Source organism: Halioglobus japonicus (assembly GCF_001983995.1).
Classification (GTDB): Bacteria; Pseudomonadota; Gammaproteobacteria; order Pseudomonadales; family Halieaceae; genus Halioglobus; species Halioglobus japonicus.
The window spans coordinates 348494-364133 of the sequence record NZ_CP019450.1 but is presented as its reverse complement, the minus strand read 5'-3'; the positions used below and the strand labels follow the sequence as shown (position 1 = coordinate 364133).

Below are 15640 nucleotides of genomic sequence, written 5' to 3'. Positions count from 1 at the left end.
GAGTGCCGATCGCCACGAACCGCCGAGGACAAGATCAGGGAGCAAGTGTTGGCGTTGTCTGCGCAGTATTGCGCAGTGGTCCGATATTTTTGGGACCGAAGTGCTTACTGCTGGCTGTATAGCCAGGCCAAGGTCGCAGTTCAGTGGCCCCATCCGCCGCTATGGTAACGAAACCAAACGGGCTCTTATGGTGGGTCCCCAGCCAGAGGCGCCGATTGCCGCCCAGCGCGGGAACACCAATATGCCTGACGCCTGCCGATGTAACACCGTCGAAAAACGCATGGTGATGGCCCGAAACCCAGATCTCGCCGGTGCCGGGCGAAGATGCTTCAAATGTTTCTGTCTCCCTGCCCTCAGCCAGTGGGTAGCGCGGTAAGTGGGTGATCACCACCAGTGTTTGTTGTTCATTTTGGGCCGCCACTCGCTGTTGTCGGAGAAACGTCTCCTGGGCCGCTGGCAATGGTCCCGGCGCGGTCACATCTAGCCCCACAAGCCGAAACGCGCCTGCATCGAGTGCGAAGTACCAGGGAAAGTTCGACTCCCCATGCAGCGCGCCTGGCTCATAGCGCTGCCAGTAAGATTCAAACTCATCGCGCTCGAGAGCGAAGCTCGGATAAATCGAGGCATCGTGATTACCGGGTACTGCGAGTACCGGGATGCCAGCATCCCGCAGTGGGCGGTGAACCGTCCGATCAAAGCTGGCCCACATTCTCTGCAGTTGTGCTGCTGTCAGCGGCGGGCGGGCTTGGCCGGCGATCATGTCGCCGGCAATAACGACCGCTGCAGGTCGCATCTCAATTGCTTTGCTGACCGCTTCTGTAATGCGAGGGTGATAGTCAACACTGCCATAACGACCATTGAGATCAGCCATAAACACCAGTGGCTCTGCATGTGCGGTTACGCTGAGCCACAGGAACAGCGGCACCACCCACTTAATCACAGGCAATCTCCGTTGCAGTGTTGCGCTGCTCAAGAACATTGCCCGGCGTCAGATCAAAGCGATACTTACCAGCTTTGCAATCTGCAGTGATGATGCGAGCAATTTCATCTGCGCGCGTGCTTATGTTGAGCACCTCACGTTTGGACAGGTGATAATTATCCAGTAAAGCCTGATACATCGGGCCCTGTGTTTCGAGCTCGCGCGCGAGTGCTTTCAGGCGCTGGTAGCGGACAGGATTGAAATGCCGGAGGTTCTTGAGCATATCTGTTGTGCGGGCGTAGTTGGCATAGCCAGCACGCACGCCGGCGTCATTGTCGTTTAGCCAAGTGGTGCGTAGGCGCACAGCATTGGAAACGGGAGGTGCCGAGCCATTGGCCGCTTCACTGTGCATGGTTTTGTCCTGCAGCCAAAGCCAGCGCCACTGGTAATCAATGTTGCCAACCCGGTCCTGTTGGCCCAGCAGGTAATCGAGGATGATGATATCGAGCAGCTCCAGCATCCACCAGGCGACCTGAGTGCGGCTGATGTCGCCGGCCACAGCCTCGGACATGACAGGATTGGCTCTAGCCTGTGCTATGCCTGCATCTACAGCAAGCATTAGCTTCTCAGGATGTCGCAATGCCAGAAACGGTGCGGTCTGCTGGAAATCTAAATTCTGCCCTTTGCCCCAGCCCGATTCCCGGGTGCCGTTGATTTCCGCACCGTAGCGGCTGCCAGTGAATAGTAGCGCTGTACCCCAGATGGCAGGTGGCTGGCGGAGAGTAAATTCGCTGACGTCATCTCTGGAAGTCACATCTTGCTGGAGGTGCTGCCAGGCAGCGAGCAACATTTGGCGTGACGGGTGCTTCTCGGCCAGCGCTAAGCCTGGGGCCACAACGCGTTGTGCATACCATGCTTTGTCAAAGCGAAGCTCGGCCGCTGCTGGCACCTGCACAACAGTGCCTAACCAGCGGCTGAAGTGATCGTAGAGCAGAATCGCCGGCGCATAAGTGCCGCTGGTGTCACGAAAGTTCATGCTGTGCTTGAACACAGCAAGCTCACGTTTTGCTCTGCCGCGAGCGTGTTTTCCCTCTGGGCAGATCTCTGCTTCAAAGGCAGTGTTGCGACCCTCCCAGGCCGTTCCAGAAAGATCGTACACCAGCATGGCTGCACTGGTGCTCCAGTTTTTAGGGCAGACCGCGACCGATGGTTGTGAGAAATCTATCTCGCAGTAAGAGCGGCTGGTCTGTGCTTTAGTCGGATCGTCGGGTGTACCGGGTAACAGCGGGACAACTCGGCAAACTGAGTTGTTGGCATGAACAGTATTCACGCCGATCATAACCTGCAGAACCAGCAGCAGGATGGCGCAGCTATTCCGGCTGACTTGGTAGCGAGCTGTCATCGCCCGGCGTCCTCCCAATCACTAAATGGTAATTTCCTTCTTAAGAGCGTGTAGGTAGGGAGCGGCATCCGTTAAGCCTTCGTAACCACAAAGTCATCAGCAGAGGGCCCGCGAGTTTGCTCCCACCACTGAAAATGTGTGCCCGGCCAGTTCTGCGATACCCTGCCAGTGGCGTTCTTATACCAGCTGCCGACAGACTGTGAACCCCAGGCCCGTTGCAAGTTGAGCTCATCCACCCACTGGTTGTATTGCTGGAAACGCTCCGGGCGGACTTCCAGGCTGGCCAGGCCCTGCTCAAACTGCATCTTCAGGCAGCCCATGATGTAGCGCATCTCGCATTCGCTGAAAAACACGATACTGGCGCCAACGACGATGTTGCTGTTGGGGCCATAGAGCAGATACAGATTGGGGAACTCGGGAATCGTGACACTTTTGTAGGCACGGGCATCGCCATTCCAGCGCTGGTGCAGGTCACATCCCTCTTTACCTTTGACGTCGAGTGTGGACAGGAAATCATGGGCATTGAAGCCGGTGCCGTAGATGATCACATCGCATGCATGCACAGTACCGTCGTTCGTTCTAATACCCTCGGGTGTGACAGCTTCGATGCCTTCGGTGACCAGCGTGACATCGTCTCTTTTCAGGGTGCTGATCCAGGTGCCGTCATCCAGAATCGGGCGCTTGCCGCCGGGTGGATAGTCGGGCACCAAGGCATCGGCCAGCGCAGTGTCATCACCGGCCTGTTCGCGAATATAGGCCTCCATGCCCTCCCGCAGCATGGCGTTAGCGCTGCCCACCGATTGCGGTTCCCCCGCCCAGCCGGGTTCGCTGTAAAGGAATGGCAGTGGGCCATCCATAGCTCGTGCACGGAACAGGAAAAACCGGTACCAGCGATCATAGAAAGGGATGTTGCGCAGGCACCACAGCAGCCCTGGTTCCATGGGCTCATGGTAGTTCTCCATCGGTAGCAGCCAGTTTGGGGTGCGCTGGAAAACCAGCAGCTCCCCGGTGGACTCTGCAATTTCCGGAATAAATTGGGTGGCGCTGCAACCGGTACCTATCACGGCCACATGCTTGCCGGTGAGATCGTGCTGATGCTCCCAGCGCGCGGAGTGGAAGCTGGTGCCCTGGAAGGAATCGATCCCCGGGATGTCCGGCATGGCCGGTTTGTTCAATTGGCCGACTGCGCTGATCACCGAGTTGAACTGTTCCTCGTGCTCGAGGCCGTCGTTGCCTACCAGTGTTGCTTTCCAGCCGTGACAGTGCTCGTCGTATGCGAGACTATCCACTCGCGTTGCCAGGCGCGCTCGCGCGCTGAGACCGAAGGTGCTGACAACGTTCTGAAAGTATTGGAGCAATGAGGCCTGGCTGGAAAAGTGCGCGGGCCACTCAGGGTTGGGCGCGAACAAGTAGTTGTAAAGATGATTCGCAGAATCGACCTGGCAACCCGGGTAGGTGTTCTCGTACCACGTGCCGCCAAACGCCGGATTTTTGTCCACGATGAGGTAGTCTATGCCTGCCTCCTGTAGGCGGATGGCGGCCAGTATTCCGGACATGCCGGCACCAATAATCAACACCCGATAGCCGTCGGGCACTGAGGTTGCAGGGATATGTACGCGACGCCGGTCCTCCCCGAACAAATTGAGTTCCTCGCGCATTAGCGGCAGTTGCTCATCGGGAATGGTATGGCCGGTGGTGTAGTGCATGGCCTTTTCAATTATTGCATCGCTTGGCGTGACAAGTTCCGGACAGCCCCTGTCGCGGTATGCCCTGAGTATGTCAAATGCCAGCAGGCGGGCGGTCTGGCGCGCTGCCTCTGTTAGTCCGTCCTCCTCTTCTGCCAATGGAATGACCAGCGGCTGTATATCACCGCGCAGGTGGCTGCAATCATTCGTGAGGTGCGTCATCGTGGCCATCAGCGCCGGAATATTGGCTACAGCAAGTGCCGCCTGCAGTTGTGCATCGCTGATCTTATTAAGGTCTACGTTCCAGTCCATGCCTATTCCCTAGTACTTGTGACTGAGTATAGACATTGCTGGCAAGGGTAGGGGCCAGCTTGGACTTATTCGCGATGCCTGCCTGAGCACCTCGACAAGCCGTAGCCGACTTCTATACTTACTTTGATTGTGACAGGCCGCTTTCGACACCCCGCGATGAAAAGTCATGTCCCGTTGTGGCGTAGGAGCAGGAGAAGCAGGTATGTGGAAGTACACAGGTAGTGAGCGGCCGTCATTCGCTGAGGAGCCCGGCCCCGGGCAAGAGTCGGTGTGGGATTACCCGCGTCCCCCTGAAGTGGTGGCCTGCGACAGCCTGGTGGAGGTCCAACTCGGCGCCGCGATGCTGGTCAGCACGCGCCAGTCACGGCGGGTTCTGGAAACCGCCAGTCCGCCCACTTACTACCTGCCGCCCGACGCTGTGGATTGGTCTCTGCTGGTAAAAACGGCAGATCGCTCGTTCTGCGAGTGGAAGGGGGCGGCCACTTATTGGGCGCTGGCCTACGATTCGAAGAAGGTGCCTGTGGCCTGGAGCTATGAAGGTCCGTCGGAACGCTTCGCCGCCATCGATGGCTTTCTGTCATGTTACCCCGGGCGGATTGCCTGCTTTGTGGACGGGGAGCGGGTGCAGCCTCAGCCGGGTGAGTTCTATGGCGGCTGGGTGACCAGCACTATTACCGGGCCGGTGAAAGGCGGGCCGGGCACCGGGCACTGGTAGAGAGGTCAGCGATAACGTGCTGCGGTAATAAACTGGCTGAAGGATTCGCACCAGATGATGACGGTGTTGTAGCGTTCCAGATCAATGTCTGCGCCGACCGGGACGATAAAGTTTTCGAAGGTGTCCACCGGGCCTACCTGCACCATGCTCGACCTGATGGCTTCAAACCCCGTCTCTGTTTCGACGAATTCGGGCGATAAATAGAGTTTGTATGCCGGCCCCGGCGCCAGTTGCCCCAGCAGGGTAATGGCATCGGGGCCGACTGAGATCACGCCTTCGCCCCAGTGCAGGAAGTCACTGTCTTTAAGGTCACGTCGAAATTCACCTGTATAGGTAGCGCCTACCTGGGCAGCGGCAACGGTCTCTGCCTGTGGTGCATCCGGGGCCATAAGAATCGGGAGTGCGAAAATCCCCGCCATAAAGCCGAAGATGGCCACTGCAATGTGGGAAGCAACAAGTAATAGTGCGCGCATGGGCGAGTCCTCCGTTTACCCCTACACTATATACCTGTCGCGGCCTCGGTGCGCGAAACAGGGCCCGGCGCGCTTGACCTTTGACGCGATGGCGCTAGGGTGTGCGAATGCCGACTCCCCCGCGGGGCTCAGGCGAACTCGCACACCGCTCTGCATTCGCCTCTGCAACCTATCGCCATTACTTTCCTTCCGCTGTCTTTTCGACGCTGGGGAGTTGGCTGCTGCGCTTCCTGTTGGGATGGAGTGCCTGGGAGCTGACGGAATCAGCGACCTGGGTGGGCGTTGTGGCGGGACTGACTCTGGCGCCGGCGCTGGTGTTATCACCGCTATTTGGCATCGTTACTGACCGTATCAATCCACGCAATGGCCTGCTGCTGACCATTGCGCTGCATGCGCTCTTTTCGGGTATCGCGGGGGTGCTTGTTGCCGCCGACCTGTTCAATCTCTCCGCGCTGCTGGTACTGGCCGCAGCCCTGGGCGTCACCACATCGGCGCATACACCGATACGCCTTGCCTTGGTGCCTCTGTTGGTGCCCCGGCAATCGCTGCCCAGCGCCATTGGCTATTCGGCAATGGTCTTCAATACCTCGCGTATTCTCGGGCCGGCGCTGGGCGCCTGGATTTTGACCCAGACGTCCTCCGCGTGGGCCTATGGCTGTGCCGCCGGCTTGATGCTGGTGGCAATGCCGTCGCTGTGGGACACCCGGGTCGCACCCCCGCTAAGACAGCGCCCGCAGGATATAGGTTTCCGGCAGCAGCTGCGCGCTGGTCTGCGTTACACCGCCGGTCACGAAATGATCAGGTTGGTGTTTGGTTTCACACTTATCAACGCACTGTTGGGCCGTACCGTGATCGAACTGCTGCCGGCGGTGTCCGGGGTATTGCTGCAGGGCGACTCTGCAACATTGGCTACCCTGACGGCGGCTGCAGGCGCAGGTTCCATCATCGGCGGCCTCGTGGTTAGTCGCCAGGGCGGAGGGCACAGGCGCTTGTTGCGCCTGCTGGCACTGAGCCTTGTTGTCAGTGCATTGTTGGTGCTGGCCTTGGCCGGAGCGGGTGACTTGCAAGTGGCCGCGGGGCTGGTCGGGTTGCTGAGCATGGCGGCAACCATGGCCGGCACGTCCAGCCAGGCGCTGGCGCAGCTTGTGGTCGACGACAGTTACCGGGGGCGGGTGCTCAGCTTGTGGACTATGGTTGCCATGGGTGCTCCTGCCGTGGGCGCAATGGCCATGGGCGGCCTCGTAGACTGGCTGTCATTCCCGGTGGTATTGCCGGGTTTTGCCCTGGTGTGCGCTGTCGCGACAGCGGTCTTATATTTGATCGGTCAGCCGGAGAGAGACAACCGCGGCAACCCTGCGTAACAAGCCCATCGCTATAAGGAGAATTATTGTGCGCGATTACGACATCATTCTATACGGCGCCAGCGGCTTCACGGGACGGCTGGTGGCGGAGTACCTGCAGGAGGTCTACGGCAATGGCGAAGACCTGGTGTGGGCCATAGCCGGCCGCAATGAAGACAAACTGCGTGAGATCGCTAACGCCATCGATGCCCCAGATACCCCGATTGTTGTTGCCGATAGCCGCGATTCCAATGCCCTGGCATCTATGGTCGCCTCGGCATCGGTAGTCTGTACCACGGTGGGCCCCTATGCGTTGTACGGCAGTGAGTTGGTGGCCGCCTGCGTCGCCGCGGGCACGCATTACTGTGATCTCACAGGGGAAGTGCCCTGGATGCGAGACATGATCCGGCGACACGAGTCTGACGCCCGGGACAGCGGTGCGCGCATCGTGCATACCTGCGGCTTCGACAGTATTCCCTCAGACCTGGGTACGCTGTTTCTACAGGAGGCCATGCTGGCGGAACATGGTGTGCCAGCCAAGCGAGTGAAACTCATGGTTGATCGCTTCAGTGGCGCGTTCAGTGGCGGCACGGTTGCCAGCATGATCAATATCATGGAGACCGCGGGAAAGGACCGGAAGGTGCGCGAAGTGGTAGCTGACCCCTATGCGTTGTTGCCCGAGGGGGCGCCGCGGGGGCCGGATGGCAATGATCAGACCAGCGCACTTTACGATGACGACTTTCAGCGCTGGACACTGCCTTTTGTTATGGCTGGTATTAATACCCGTGTCGTGCGGCGCAGCAATGCCCTGCTCGATTTCGCATGGGGCGAAGACTTTAGTTACTCCGAATCGATGCTCGCCCCTGCCCGACAGGGAGCGGTGACGTCAAAACTCGCCGGGCTGGCGATGACGGCGGGGACCGCATCGCTGGCCATTGCGCCTCTGCGGGCCATTGCCAGGCGCTTCCTGCCTGCCCCGGGAGAGGGGCCCAGCAAGGAGCAGCGCGAGAAGGGGTTCTTCGATATTTACTTGTACGGTGTCCACCCCACTGATCGCAGTGCCGACATGGTGGCTCGCGTCACCGGCGACCGGGATCCGGGCTACGGCTCCACGTCCAAGATGCTGGCGGAGGCCGCAATATGTTTGGCCCGTGACGACCTGGACTGCGAGGGTGGTTTCTGGACGCCGGCCTCAGCTATGGGAAGTGTACTTATTCAGCGCCTGCAGGAGAGCGCCGGCCTGACCTTCGAGCGGGTGGCAGACGTACCCTGATCTCTTGCCACTAGACCAGACTCTGTCGACCTCAATTGGGGGCGTTGTCTGGTCAGTGGCCAATACCTGGACGTATCTTCAGCAACTGTCTAATTATTGCGCCAGCGCAGGGAGAGGATCATGCCCGAGGGCCCGGAAATACGGCGCGCGGCCGACGCTATAGGCGACGTGCTTGTCGGCGAAGTGGTCGACACCGTGCGATTCGGCCTGCCACGCCTGCGGAAATACGCGCGCCAGCTACGCGGCCAAAAGGTGGTGGATGTAGAGACCCGGGGCAAGGCGATGCTCACACATTTCGATCACGGCTACAGCATTTATTCGCACAACCAGCTGTATGGCGTATGGCAGGTGGTCGAGGGCAAGAAACTCCCCAACACCACTCGTTCAATGCGCCTCCTGCTGCAGACTGCCGACCACAGCGCAATTCTCTACAGTGCATCTGATATCAGTGTTTGGCCAACGGAAGAGCTGTCCGAACATCCGTTTCTGCAAAAACTGGGACCCGATATTATGGACCGCCGTCTCACCTGGCGGGCCGTGGCGGCGCGGCTGGAGGATGCCAGATTCGCTGGTAAGTCGCTGTCAGTTCTCTACCTGGACCAGGTCTTTCTGGCGGGAAATGGCAATTACCTGCGCTCCGAAATTCTGTTCGATGCCGGCCTGGACCCGAAGCGCACCGCGGCAGACCTGACCCGCGGTGAACGCGGCAGGCTGGCCAGGAGCACCTTGGATATTAGCCGACGCAGCTACGACACCGGTGGAATCACACTGGCGCCGCAGCTGTCGAACTCGCTGCAGCGCCAGGGATTGACGCGTGAGTGGAGACGGTTTTACGTGTTCGGGCGCGCTGATTATCCCTGCTATCGCTGTGGCAGCGAGATTCGCCGCGAGGAAGTGGGCAGTCGGCGCCTCTACACCTGTCCCGGCTGTCAGCCGAGGGATGCTGGATGACGCTGGCGCAGTCGGCATGCAAGCCGCAGTACTCGCTGGGAGATGAATACGTGGAAGCGCCCCCGCGATGTCCCGGCGTATATCGATTTCTCGATGGTGAGGGCCAGGTGCTCTACGTGGGTAAGAGCATTGATATGCGCAGTCGCATTCGCTCCCACTACGCCAGCTCCAGCCAGACTGAGCGGCAGAAGCGAATGTTGCATGGCACCCGGCGCATCGACTTTCGCCCCACGGCCGGTGAGGCCGGGGCGTTGCTACTTGAGAATGCGGCCATTAAACGTGAAATACCCCTCTACAATCGGCGCCAGCGCTCCGTCCGCAGGCTCTGGTCGATCGTGCTAACTGCCAATGCCGCGGGGTTCCTGCAGCCTGAGCTTGAGAGCTTCAGTCTGGAAGGCCTGGACGTTCGTGCAGCCTACGGTTCGTACAGGAGCCGCTATCACGCCCGCCAGGCCATGGATAAGCTCGCCAGGTCAGAGCAGCTCTGTCCCGGAGTGCTTGGGCTCGAGCGCGGCAAGGGGCCGTGTTTCCAGCGCCAGATTGGACGCTGCCAGGGCGCCTGTGTGGGGGGCGAAGCGCCTGATGCTCACAACGCGCGGCTCCAGAGCGCTCTGGCATCCCGGCGCCTCAGTGCATGGCCAATCACGACCCCGGTGCTGCTGCGCGAGTTGGCCGAAAAACCGGATATGCACCAGCCTGCGCAGGAATACCATTTGCTGCACAACTGGATGTATCTCGGCACCTATGCGTCACCCGAAGCGGCGAGGGCAGTCGACGGAGCGGGAGGCACGATGTTCGACCGTGATACCCATCGTATTCTGCGGGCGACGCTTGGCCGGGGCGAATGTGACCTGCTGGATCTTGAGTCAATGAAAGCGGTGGATTGGCCAACAGGCGAGCTGATTCCATGAGTATTTCCGTGGTCTGGTTCAAGCGCGATTTGCGGTTGCGCGACCACGCGCCACTGACGAATGCGATTGCTGCAGGCCGGCCGGTCTTCCTGATGTATTGCTTTGAGCCCGAACTTGTCAATGACCCCCGCTACTCATCGCGGCACTGGCGGTTTGTCGGCGAGTCCCTGCGCGACATCAATGCGTCGTTACGATGTTTCGGTGCGCGAGTTCACGTGTTCAGCGCTAATCCTCTGTCGGTGTTTCGATTGCTGCACGAGCAATTTGGCGTGGCCGCCGTATACAGCCACGAAGAGACGGGCCTTGAGATAACCTTTCAACGAGACAAGGCCGTTGCCACTTACCTCAAAGCAGTAGGTGCTACATGGCAGGAAACGGCAACCAACGGTATCCAGCGGGGGCGCCGCGACCGGCGAGGCTGGAACAGGCGTTGGCGCGAACTGATGAACTCGCCCCAGATACAGCCGAACCTTGAACACTTGCAGCCCCAGCCCTGGCGTCGTGACGGGCCCTTGGTGGCACTCTTGCTACGCAGCCCCCCCGCGAGTTGGGTGACGGAAGATGCTGAGTTCCAGCCAGGCGGTCCCGATGCCGCAGATGCCTGCATGCAGTCTTTTTTCAGTGACCGTGGGCGCGACTATGAAGGCAATGTGTCCAGTCCAACAGCGAGCCGGGAACATTGTTCAAGGCTCTCTCCCTATCTTGCATGGGGCAATCTATCCATACGACAGGTTTACCAGAGCCTGGAAGCCAATCGACAGCGCTACGGATGGGACCGATCGATGGCGGCCTTCGAATCGCGCTTGCATTGGCATTGCCATTTCATTCAAAAGTTCGAGATGGAATGCCGTATGGAGTACGAAGACGTTAACCGGGGTTACCGGGATATGCTCCGGCCGCCCGATGCTGAGTTGCAAGCTGCGTGGCGTGAGGGGCGCACCGGCTTCCCCATAGTGGATGCCAACATGCGCTGCCTGCAGGCAACCGGCCACACCAACTTTCGCATGCGAGCCATGTTGGTCAGTTTTTTCTGCCATCACCTATGGCAGCCGTGGCAGGATGCTGCGGCTCACCTGGCGTCGCTGTTCCTCGATTTCGAACCCGGCATTCACTATGCCCAACTGCAGATGCAAGCCGGGGTCACAGGGACAAACACGATCCGAATCTACAATCCGGTAAAGCAGTCGCAGGAACATGATCCCAATGGGCGCTTTATTCGCCGCTGGTTGCCCGAGTTGCGTGACGTCCCGCTGCATCTGCTGCATGACCCCAGTGAGGCGACGCCAATGGAGCGCATGCTGGAACTGGCGGAATATCCAGAGCCCGTTGTTGACCACCGCCTGACGTACCGACAGGCCCGGGATCGACTGTGGGCTATGCGCGACAATCCACACGTCAGTTCAGAGGCAGCGCGTATCCTCGATCGCCACGTCGAGCGGCGACCGCTAACCGGTTAGCTGCGACGGCGCTGCCGGGACACCCACGCAAAGTGGCGAGCCAGCTCCGGGTCGGACAGCAGTGCCTCTGGCGTCGCCAGGCCTTTTGCCAACTCCATTTCCGAGTAGGCCCTGTGGATGCCGTCATGGCAGTCACGACAGACATAAATCCCCTTAGCGAGGGTCGCTTTGTCGTAGTGTCGCTGATAGTGCTTGCGCCGGTGGAGCTTGCGCGGGATCAGGTGATGAAATGTCAGTGGAAGCTCGCGCGCGCAACAGGGGCAGCGGCCCCGACGTCCGGCTCGCCGGAACTGCGTGACTGCGTTACCGTTCAAGGCTGACTCGGGGTCGACGCTAGCTGCTTGCGCAACTGCTCTACCCGGGCGTAATTGGCCCCCATATCGCCAATACCCAGGCGCGAGGAGGAGCGCACGTGAACAACGTTGCGGGCGGCATCGTACCTGAGCAGGACATCGTCGCGATAGCGCATGACGGGGGTGGTTGCTACTGCTTGAACAAGGTCGCCATCGTCTGCAGTAATGGTCCAGTTTTGCTGTGAGGCCAGCCATGCTTTTAACGCCTGCCACTGAGTGAAGCTGGCCTGAAGCGGCTCGATCGCCTGATCGCCTGCGCTGCTTTCTGTGTTTACGCAGTTCGGGAGCGGCCCACAGGGTGGCAGAGAGGTGCCCGGTGGCGGTTTTTCAGGAGGACTGGTGCAACCTGTAAGCAATAGCGCGGTCAAAGCCAGTGTTAAGTAAATGTTTCCCATACGGTTAATGTACCTGCGCTGCAGGAAAAGGTGTATCGAGGCCCTGTTATGTCCAAAATCTGTCTGAAGAAAATCGCCACGCGCCTCATCCTGGTGCTTTTCGTCTTGCCTTATTCCGCGTTGGCGCAGTTGGACGTGGGCAGTTGGAACGAGTTGCTGGGAGAGGCCGTCAACAATGGCTATGTGCGGTACAGTCAGTGGGACAACAATGCTCGTTTTGATGCGCTAGTAGAGGAGATTGCCGCTGCTGACGTCAGCGAGATGACGCGAGATGAGAAGCTCGTTTTCTACATCAATACCTACAACATTCTCGCCGCCAGGGGCATTCTTGATGGTCGTTCACCTGCCACGCTCTGGGGGCGCTACCTGTACTTCAAGCGCGACAAGTACACGGTTGCGGGCGAACCGTTGAGTCTTCACGCGCTAGAGCATGACAGGATTCTCCCACTCGGTGAGCCGCGGATTCATTTCGCTATCGTTTGCGCCAGCATGTCCTGTCCTATCCTGCAGTCAGAGGCCTACACCGTACAAGCGCTTGATCAGCAGCTCGACAGCGCGGCCCGACAATTTATCAACGACGAAGCACGCAACAAGTTCTGGCCCGATGAGGGCCGCGCTGAACTCAGTAGTATCTTCAAATGGTTCGAAGAGGACTTCGTCACAGCGGCGGGGTCAGTGCAGGCCTACGTTGCGCCTTATGTCGAAGGCGATTTCGCCCCGCTATTGCGCGAGAAAAAGTTGAAGGTTGAATACCTGGACTACGACTGGAGCCTCAATGGCGAGCTATAGAGCCCGACTTGCTGTACTGCAGGTCCGCTTGAATAGCGTCCACCTGCTCGCGGCTGAAGCTGATCTTGTAGGCGTAGAAAAGCGCAATCAAGAGCGTGGGAATCACGACCAATAGTACTGAAATCATCAGGCCCGCCAGCACTGGTTCGGCAACGTTGCCTGGCAGGTCCTGCTGGTTGAGGCCTATCACATCCAGCACGATACCACCGTAGAGGGGGCCCACCAGTGATGATACCTTGTTGGTGAAGGTGATGACCGAGAAAAAACCGCCCTCGCGTCTGCCGCCCTGTTCCAGTTCATGCTGGTCGGAAATGTCGGCGACGATCGACATGGCACTGGTGATACGCAGTAAAAAGAAGAACATGAGCACTGTGAGGTTGATGATGTTCAGTGCAAGAATGACGGGACTGTCGTTCTCTGGCAGGGCGCCCGCCAGTTTGAGTGGCAGTAGCCACAGGCTGTTGAATAGCAGGGCCCAGAGGGCATAACGCATGATCTCCGGCTTCTGCCAGCGCGCACTGATAGGCTTGATTGAAAGCCACACCAGCAACACGGCAATCAAACTTGGGACGGCGAGAATAATAGCCATGTCGTCGGAACTGAATTCAAACACGTAGGTGCCTACGAGGATGTTCAATGTGGCAGCACAACCCCAACCGATAGACGCTGCCACGTCGTAGGCAATCAGGGTGCGAAACGTCTTGTTGCGTAATGTCTGTAGAACGTCGGTGAGATAATCCTGCAGCCTCGGCAGGCCATAGTCCTCACCCTCTGTGTTGGGTTGACTCATGTGCTCCCGCGTACCCATGATCGTCACAGCCGCCAGCATAACCGCGACCGCTGCGGACATCAGGCCATACCAGGGATAACTCTGGGCGATAAATCGGCCATCAACTTCTGGTTCTGCCCCGAAGATAAACACAAAGCCAGCGGCTGGCAGAAACAGGGTGACAAGAAACATAAACCCAAGGCGCATACTCATCAATTGACTGCGCTCGTGGTAATCGTGGGTTAGCTCTGCGCTTAAGGCGAGGTGTGGAATCGAGAACGCGGTGATAAAGGTGCGAACCCACAGCGACCAGAACAGCAGCCAGCAGGCGAGTAAGCTGGATGATGCCACAACGGTTGCCGGAGGTGAGAACAGCCCGATAAATCCGATGGCAATCGGTACCGTGCTATACACCATGAATGGGTGGCGCCGGCCATAGCGGCTGCGCAGCCTGTCTGACCATCCGCCAATCAGCGGGTCTGAAATGCCATCCCACACCAGGCTGAGGGCGATGATGAACCCCGTGACGAACCCGGATAGACCGAGGACCTGGGTGTAAAACAACAGGATGAAAATGCCGTAGGCTGCTTCCTTGACCGCATAAATGCCGCCACCAACGCCATAGAGCAGCCTTGTCCGGGGAGTGAGCATTGGCAGTTGAAAGTATCCACTGTTATTTTTAGTTGCGCACTATAAAAACAGATCAGGGCTGCTAAGGCCAGTGCAGGATCGGCCTTGGTATTGGCCAGCTTCCGGTCATTAGCGGTGCTCGGAAAACGCTGTTCGCGTGGAGCCTGAGCGGGACTTTTGCCATACTCGAAGGCAACTCGCGCAAACGCAGCGCGTGTCGCAAAGCAAGAACAATTTTGAGGGTGGTTACACCATGACAGTACAAGGACGCCATATTGCCATCACCGGCCCCACAGCAGGCATTGGCAGAAGCTGTGCATTACAACTCGCCGCCAGAGGTGCATCGCTGGTTTTGTTCTGCCGCAATGCCGAAAAAGGTGATGAACTGGCCAGAGAAATCGTTGCTACCAGCGGCCTTAGGCCTGAGATTGTCATTATGAATATGGCGGATCTGGACAGTGTTCGCCGCGCCGCAGAGCAATGCCTGGCGCTGGAGCAGCCGCTGGATATTCTGCTCAATAATGCCGGTGTGGTGAACACCGAGCGTAGGGTTACTACCGACGATTATGAGGAGACGCTGGCGGTTAACCACCTGGCGCCGTTTCTGTTGACGGGCTTGCTATTGCCGCGAATGGCGCAAAGTCGCGCGGCCCGCATCGTGAACGTAGCCTCCGATGCACATCGTTTCGTTAGCGGTATGGGTTTCGATGATATGCAGGCCGAGCGAGGCTATAAAACCTTTCGCGAGTACGGTCGTTCGAAAGGCGCTAACGTTCTCTTTACCCGGAGCCTGGCGAAACGTCTGGCAGATACCACCATTACGGTGAATTGCCTGCATCCCGGCGCAGTGGCAACGTCTCTGGGTACCCAAAACGAAGGCTTCTTCTCACATTGGTTGCCCGCGCTGCTAAAGCCCTTCTTTCGCAGCCCTGATCGAGGCGCAGAGACGTCCATATACTTGTGCGAGAGTGATGCCGTCGTAGATGTCAGCGGCCGTTACTTTTCCAACTGCAAACAGGTGAAGCCCAAGTCATGGGTGCTTGATGACGCCACTGCAGAGCAGCTGTGGGCGTTTAGCGAGACGGCAACAGATTTTCGCTATCCCTAAGCAGTCTCGCGCTCTGCGCGTGGCGTGAAACCAAATTGTCACTGGATAGACACCTAAGCGTCACCGTAACGACATGTGCAGCTTCTACGCTGTTCTCTCGCTGTGATGACTGGCAGGCAATGACCGCGCCGGCGCCATGGCTCTGCTCACATTATCAA

15 protein-coding genes are annotated in these 15640 nt (G+C 58.7%); 8 read left to right on the top strand and 7 right to left on the bottom strand.

All coding sequences use genetic code 11. From position 1 onward, the window contains the following. Window positions 1–34 precede the first annotated feature (34 nt). From BST95_RS01705 to BST95_RS01695, 3 genes are all read right to left on the bottom strand, one after another. Window positions 35–940: a metallophosphoesterase family protein gene (locus tag BST95_RS01705; RefSeq protein WP_169843823.1), complete on the bottom strand. Its 906-nt coding sequence runs from the start codon at window positions 938–940 to the stop codon at window positions 35–37. Further along, the gene (locus tag BST95_RS01700) at window positions 933–2321 is read right to left on the bottom strand and encodes a hypothetical protein (protein WP_084197891.1); all 1389 of its coding nucleotides are present in this window, start codon (window positions 2319–2321) and stop codon (window positions 933–935) included. Before BST95_RS01700 ends, BST95_RS01705 begins: the two co-directional genes overlap by 8 nt. Window positions 2322–2392: 71 nt before the next feature. Next, the gene (locus BST95_RS01695) at window positions 2393–4318 is read right to left on the bottom strand and encodes a flavin-containing monooxygenase (protein ID WP_084197889.1); all 1926 of its coding nucleotides are present in this window, start codon (window positions 4316–4318) and stop codon (window positions 2393–2395) included. Between the two features lie 202 nt (window positions 4319–4520). On the opposite strand from BST95_RS01695, the gene BST95_RS01690 reads away from it, so the two are divergent. Then, window positions 4521–5033, top strand: a complete 513-nt coding sequence (locus BST95_RS01690; protein WP_084197888.1) for a DUF427 domain-containing protein — start codon at window positions 4521–4523, stop codon at window positions 5031–5033. 5 nt (window positions 5034–5038) lie between these two features. Here BST95_RS01690 and BST95_RS01685 read toward each other — a convergent pair whose 3' ends face one another. After that, window positions 5039–5506, bottom strand: a complete 468-nt coding sequence (locus tag BST95_RS01685; RefSeq protein ID WP_084197887.1) for a DM13 domain-containing protein — start codon at window positions 5504–5506, stop codon at window positions 5039–5041. Between the two features lie 107 nt (window positions 5507–5613). Here BST95_RS01685 and BST95_RS01680 point away from each other — a divergent pair, with 107 nt between their 5' ends. From BST95_RS01680 to BST95_RS01660, 5 genes are all read left to right on the top strand, one after another. Next, window positions 5614–6867: an MFS transporter gene (locus BST95_RS01680; protein ID WP_084197886.1), complete on the top strand. Its 1254-nt coding sequence runs from the start codon at window positions 5614–5616 to the stop codon at window positions 6865–6867. 28 nt (window positions 6868–6895) lie between these two features. After that, window positions 6896–8119 carry a saccharopine dehydrogenase family protein gene (locus BST95_RS01675; RefSeq protein WP_308428325.1) on the top strand — a complete coding sequence of 408 codons (1224 nt, stop codon included), beginning with the start codon at window positions 6896–6898 and terminating at the stop codon, window positions 8117–8119. Window positions 8120–8239: 120 nt separating this feature from the next. Continuing rightward, on the top strand, window positions 8240–9070 hold the full coding sequence (gene nei / locus BST95_RS01670) for an endonuclease VIII (protein WP_084197884.1): 831 nt from the start codon (window positions 8240–8242) through the stop codon (window positions 9068–9070). Further along, window positions 9067–9981 carry a GIY-YIG nuclease family protein gene (locus BST95_RS01665; RefSeq protein WP_084197883.1) on the top strand — a complete coding sequence of 305 codons (915 nt, stop codon included), beginning with the start codon at window positions 9067–9069 and terminating at the stop codon, window positions 9979–9981. Before nei ends, BST95_RS01665 begins: the two co-directional genes overlap by 4 nt. Then, complete coding sequence (locus BST95_RS01660; RefSeq protein WP_084197882.1) at window positions 9978–11438, top strand: FAD-binding domain-containing protein; 1461 nt, start codon at window positions 9978–9980, stop codon at window positions 11436–11438. The genes BST95_RS01665 and BST95_RS01660 overlap by 4 nt, the downstream gene beginning before the upstream one ends. On the opposite strand, the gene BST95_RS01655 is transcribed toward BST95_RS01660, so the two are convergent. Further along, entirely contained in the window at window positions 11435–11752 is a 318-nt protein-coding gene (locus tag BST95_RS01655; RefSeq protein WP_084197881.1) for a hypothetical protein, read from the bottom strand. The genes BST95_RS01660 and BST95_RS01655 overlap by 4 nt on opposite strands. After that, window positions 11749–12186: a DUF1499 domain-containing protein gene (locus BST95_RS01650; protein WP_084197880.1), complete on the bottom strand. Its 438-nt coding sequence runs from the start codon at window positions 12184–12186 to the stop codon at window positions 11749–11751. Before BST95_RS01650 ends, BST95_RS01655 begins: the two co-directional genes overlap by 4 nt. Before the next feature lie 48 nt (window positions 12187–12234). Here BST95_RS01650 and BST95_RS01645 point away from each other — a divergent pair, with 48 nt between their 5' ends. Beyond that, complete coding sequence (locus BST95_RS01645) at window positions 12235–12975, top strand: DUF547 domain-containing protein (protein ID WP_084197879.1); 741 nt, start codon at window positions 12235–12237, stop codon at window positions 12973–12975. On the opposite strand, the gene BST95_RS01640 is transcribed toward BST95_RS01645, so the two are convergent. Continuing rightward, complete coding sequence (locus BST95_RS01640; protein WP_082850021.1) at window positions 12959–14395, bottom strand: MFS transporter; 1437 nt, start codon at window positions 14393–14395, stop codon at window positions 12959–12961. The genes BST95_RS01645 and BST95_RS01640 overlap by 17 nt on opposite strands. 232 nt (window positions 14396–14627) lie before the next feature. On the opposite strand from BST95_RS01640, the gene BST95_RS01635 reads away from it, so the two are divergent. After that, the gene (locus BST95_RS01635) at window positions 14628–15482 is read left to right on the top strand and encodes an SDR family oxidoreductase (protein ID WP_084201020.1); all 855 of its coding nucleotides are present in this window, start codon (window positions 14628–14630) and stop codon (window positions 15480–15482) included. The last annotated feature ends 158 nt before the right edge of the window (window positions 15483–15640 follow it).

Coding starts and splice junctions, on each gene's coding strand:
- BST95_RS01700 (WP_084197891.1), bottom strand. CDS start 2,321: ATGACAGCTCGCTACCAAGTCAGCCGGAATAGCTGCGCCATCCTGCTG.
- BST95_RS01695 (WP_084197889.1), bottom strand. CDS start 4,318: ATGGACTGGAACGTAGACCTTAATAAGATCAGCGATGCACAACTGCAG.
- BST95_RS01690 (WP_084197888.1), top strand. CDS start 4,521: ATGTGGAAGTACACAGGTAGTGAGCGGCCGTCATTCGCTGAGGAGCCC.
- BST95_RS01685 (WP_084197887.1), bottom strand. CDS start 5,506: ATGCGCGCACTATTACTTGTTGCTTCCCACATTGCAGTGGCCATCTTC.
- BST95_RS01680 (WP_084197886.1), top strand. CDS start 5,614: ATGCCGACTCCCCCGCGGGGCTCAGGCGAACTCGCACACCGCTCTGCA.
- nei (WP_084197884.1), top strand. CDS start 8,240: ATGCCCGAGGGCCCGGAAATACGGCGCGCGGCCGACGCTATAGGCGAC.
- BST95_RS01665 (WP_084197883.1), top strand. CDS start 9,067: ATGACGCTGGCGCAGTCGGCATGCAAGCCGCAGTACTCGCTGGGAGAT.
- BST95_RS01660 (WP_084197882.1), top strand. CDS start 9,978: ATGAGTATTTCCGTGGTCTGGTTCAAGCGCGATTTGCGGTTGCGCGAC.
- BST95_RS01650 (WP_084197880.1), bottom strand. CDS start 12,186: ATGGGAAACATTTACTTAACACTGGCTTTGACCGCGCTATTGCTTACA.
- BST95_RS01645 (WP_084197879.1), top strand. CDS start 12,235: ATGTCCAAAATCTGTCTGAAGAAAATCGCCACGCGCCTCATCCTGGTG.
- BST95_RS01640 (WP_082850021.1), bottom strand. CDS start 14,395: ATGCTCACTCCCCGGACAAGGCTGCTCTATGGCGTTGGTGGCGGCATT.
- BST95_RS01635 (WP_084201020.1), top strand. CDS start 14,628: ATGACAGTACAAGGACGCCATATTGCCATCACCGGCCCCACAGCAGGC.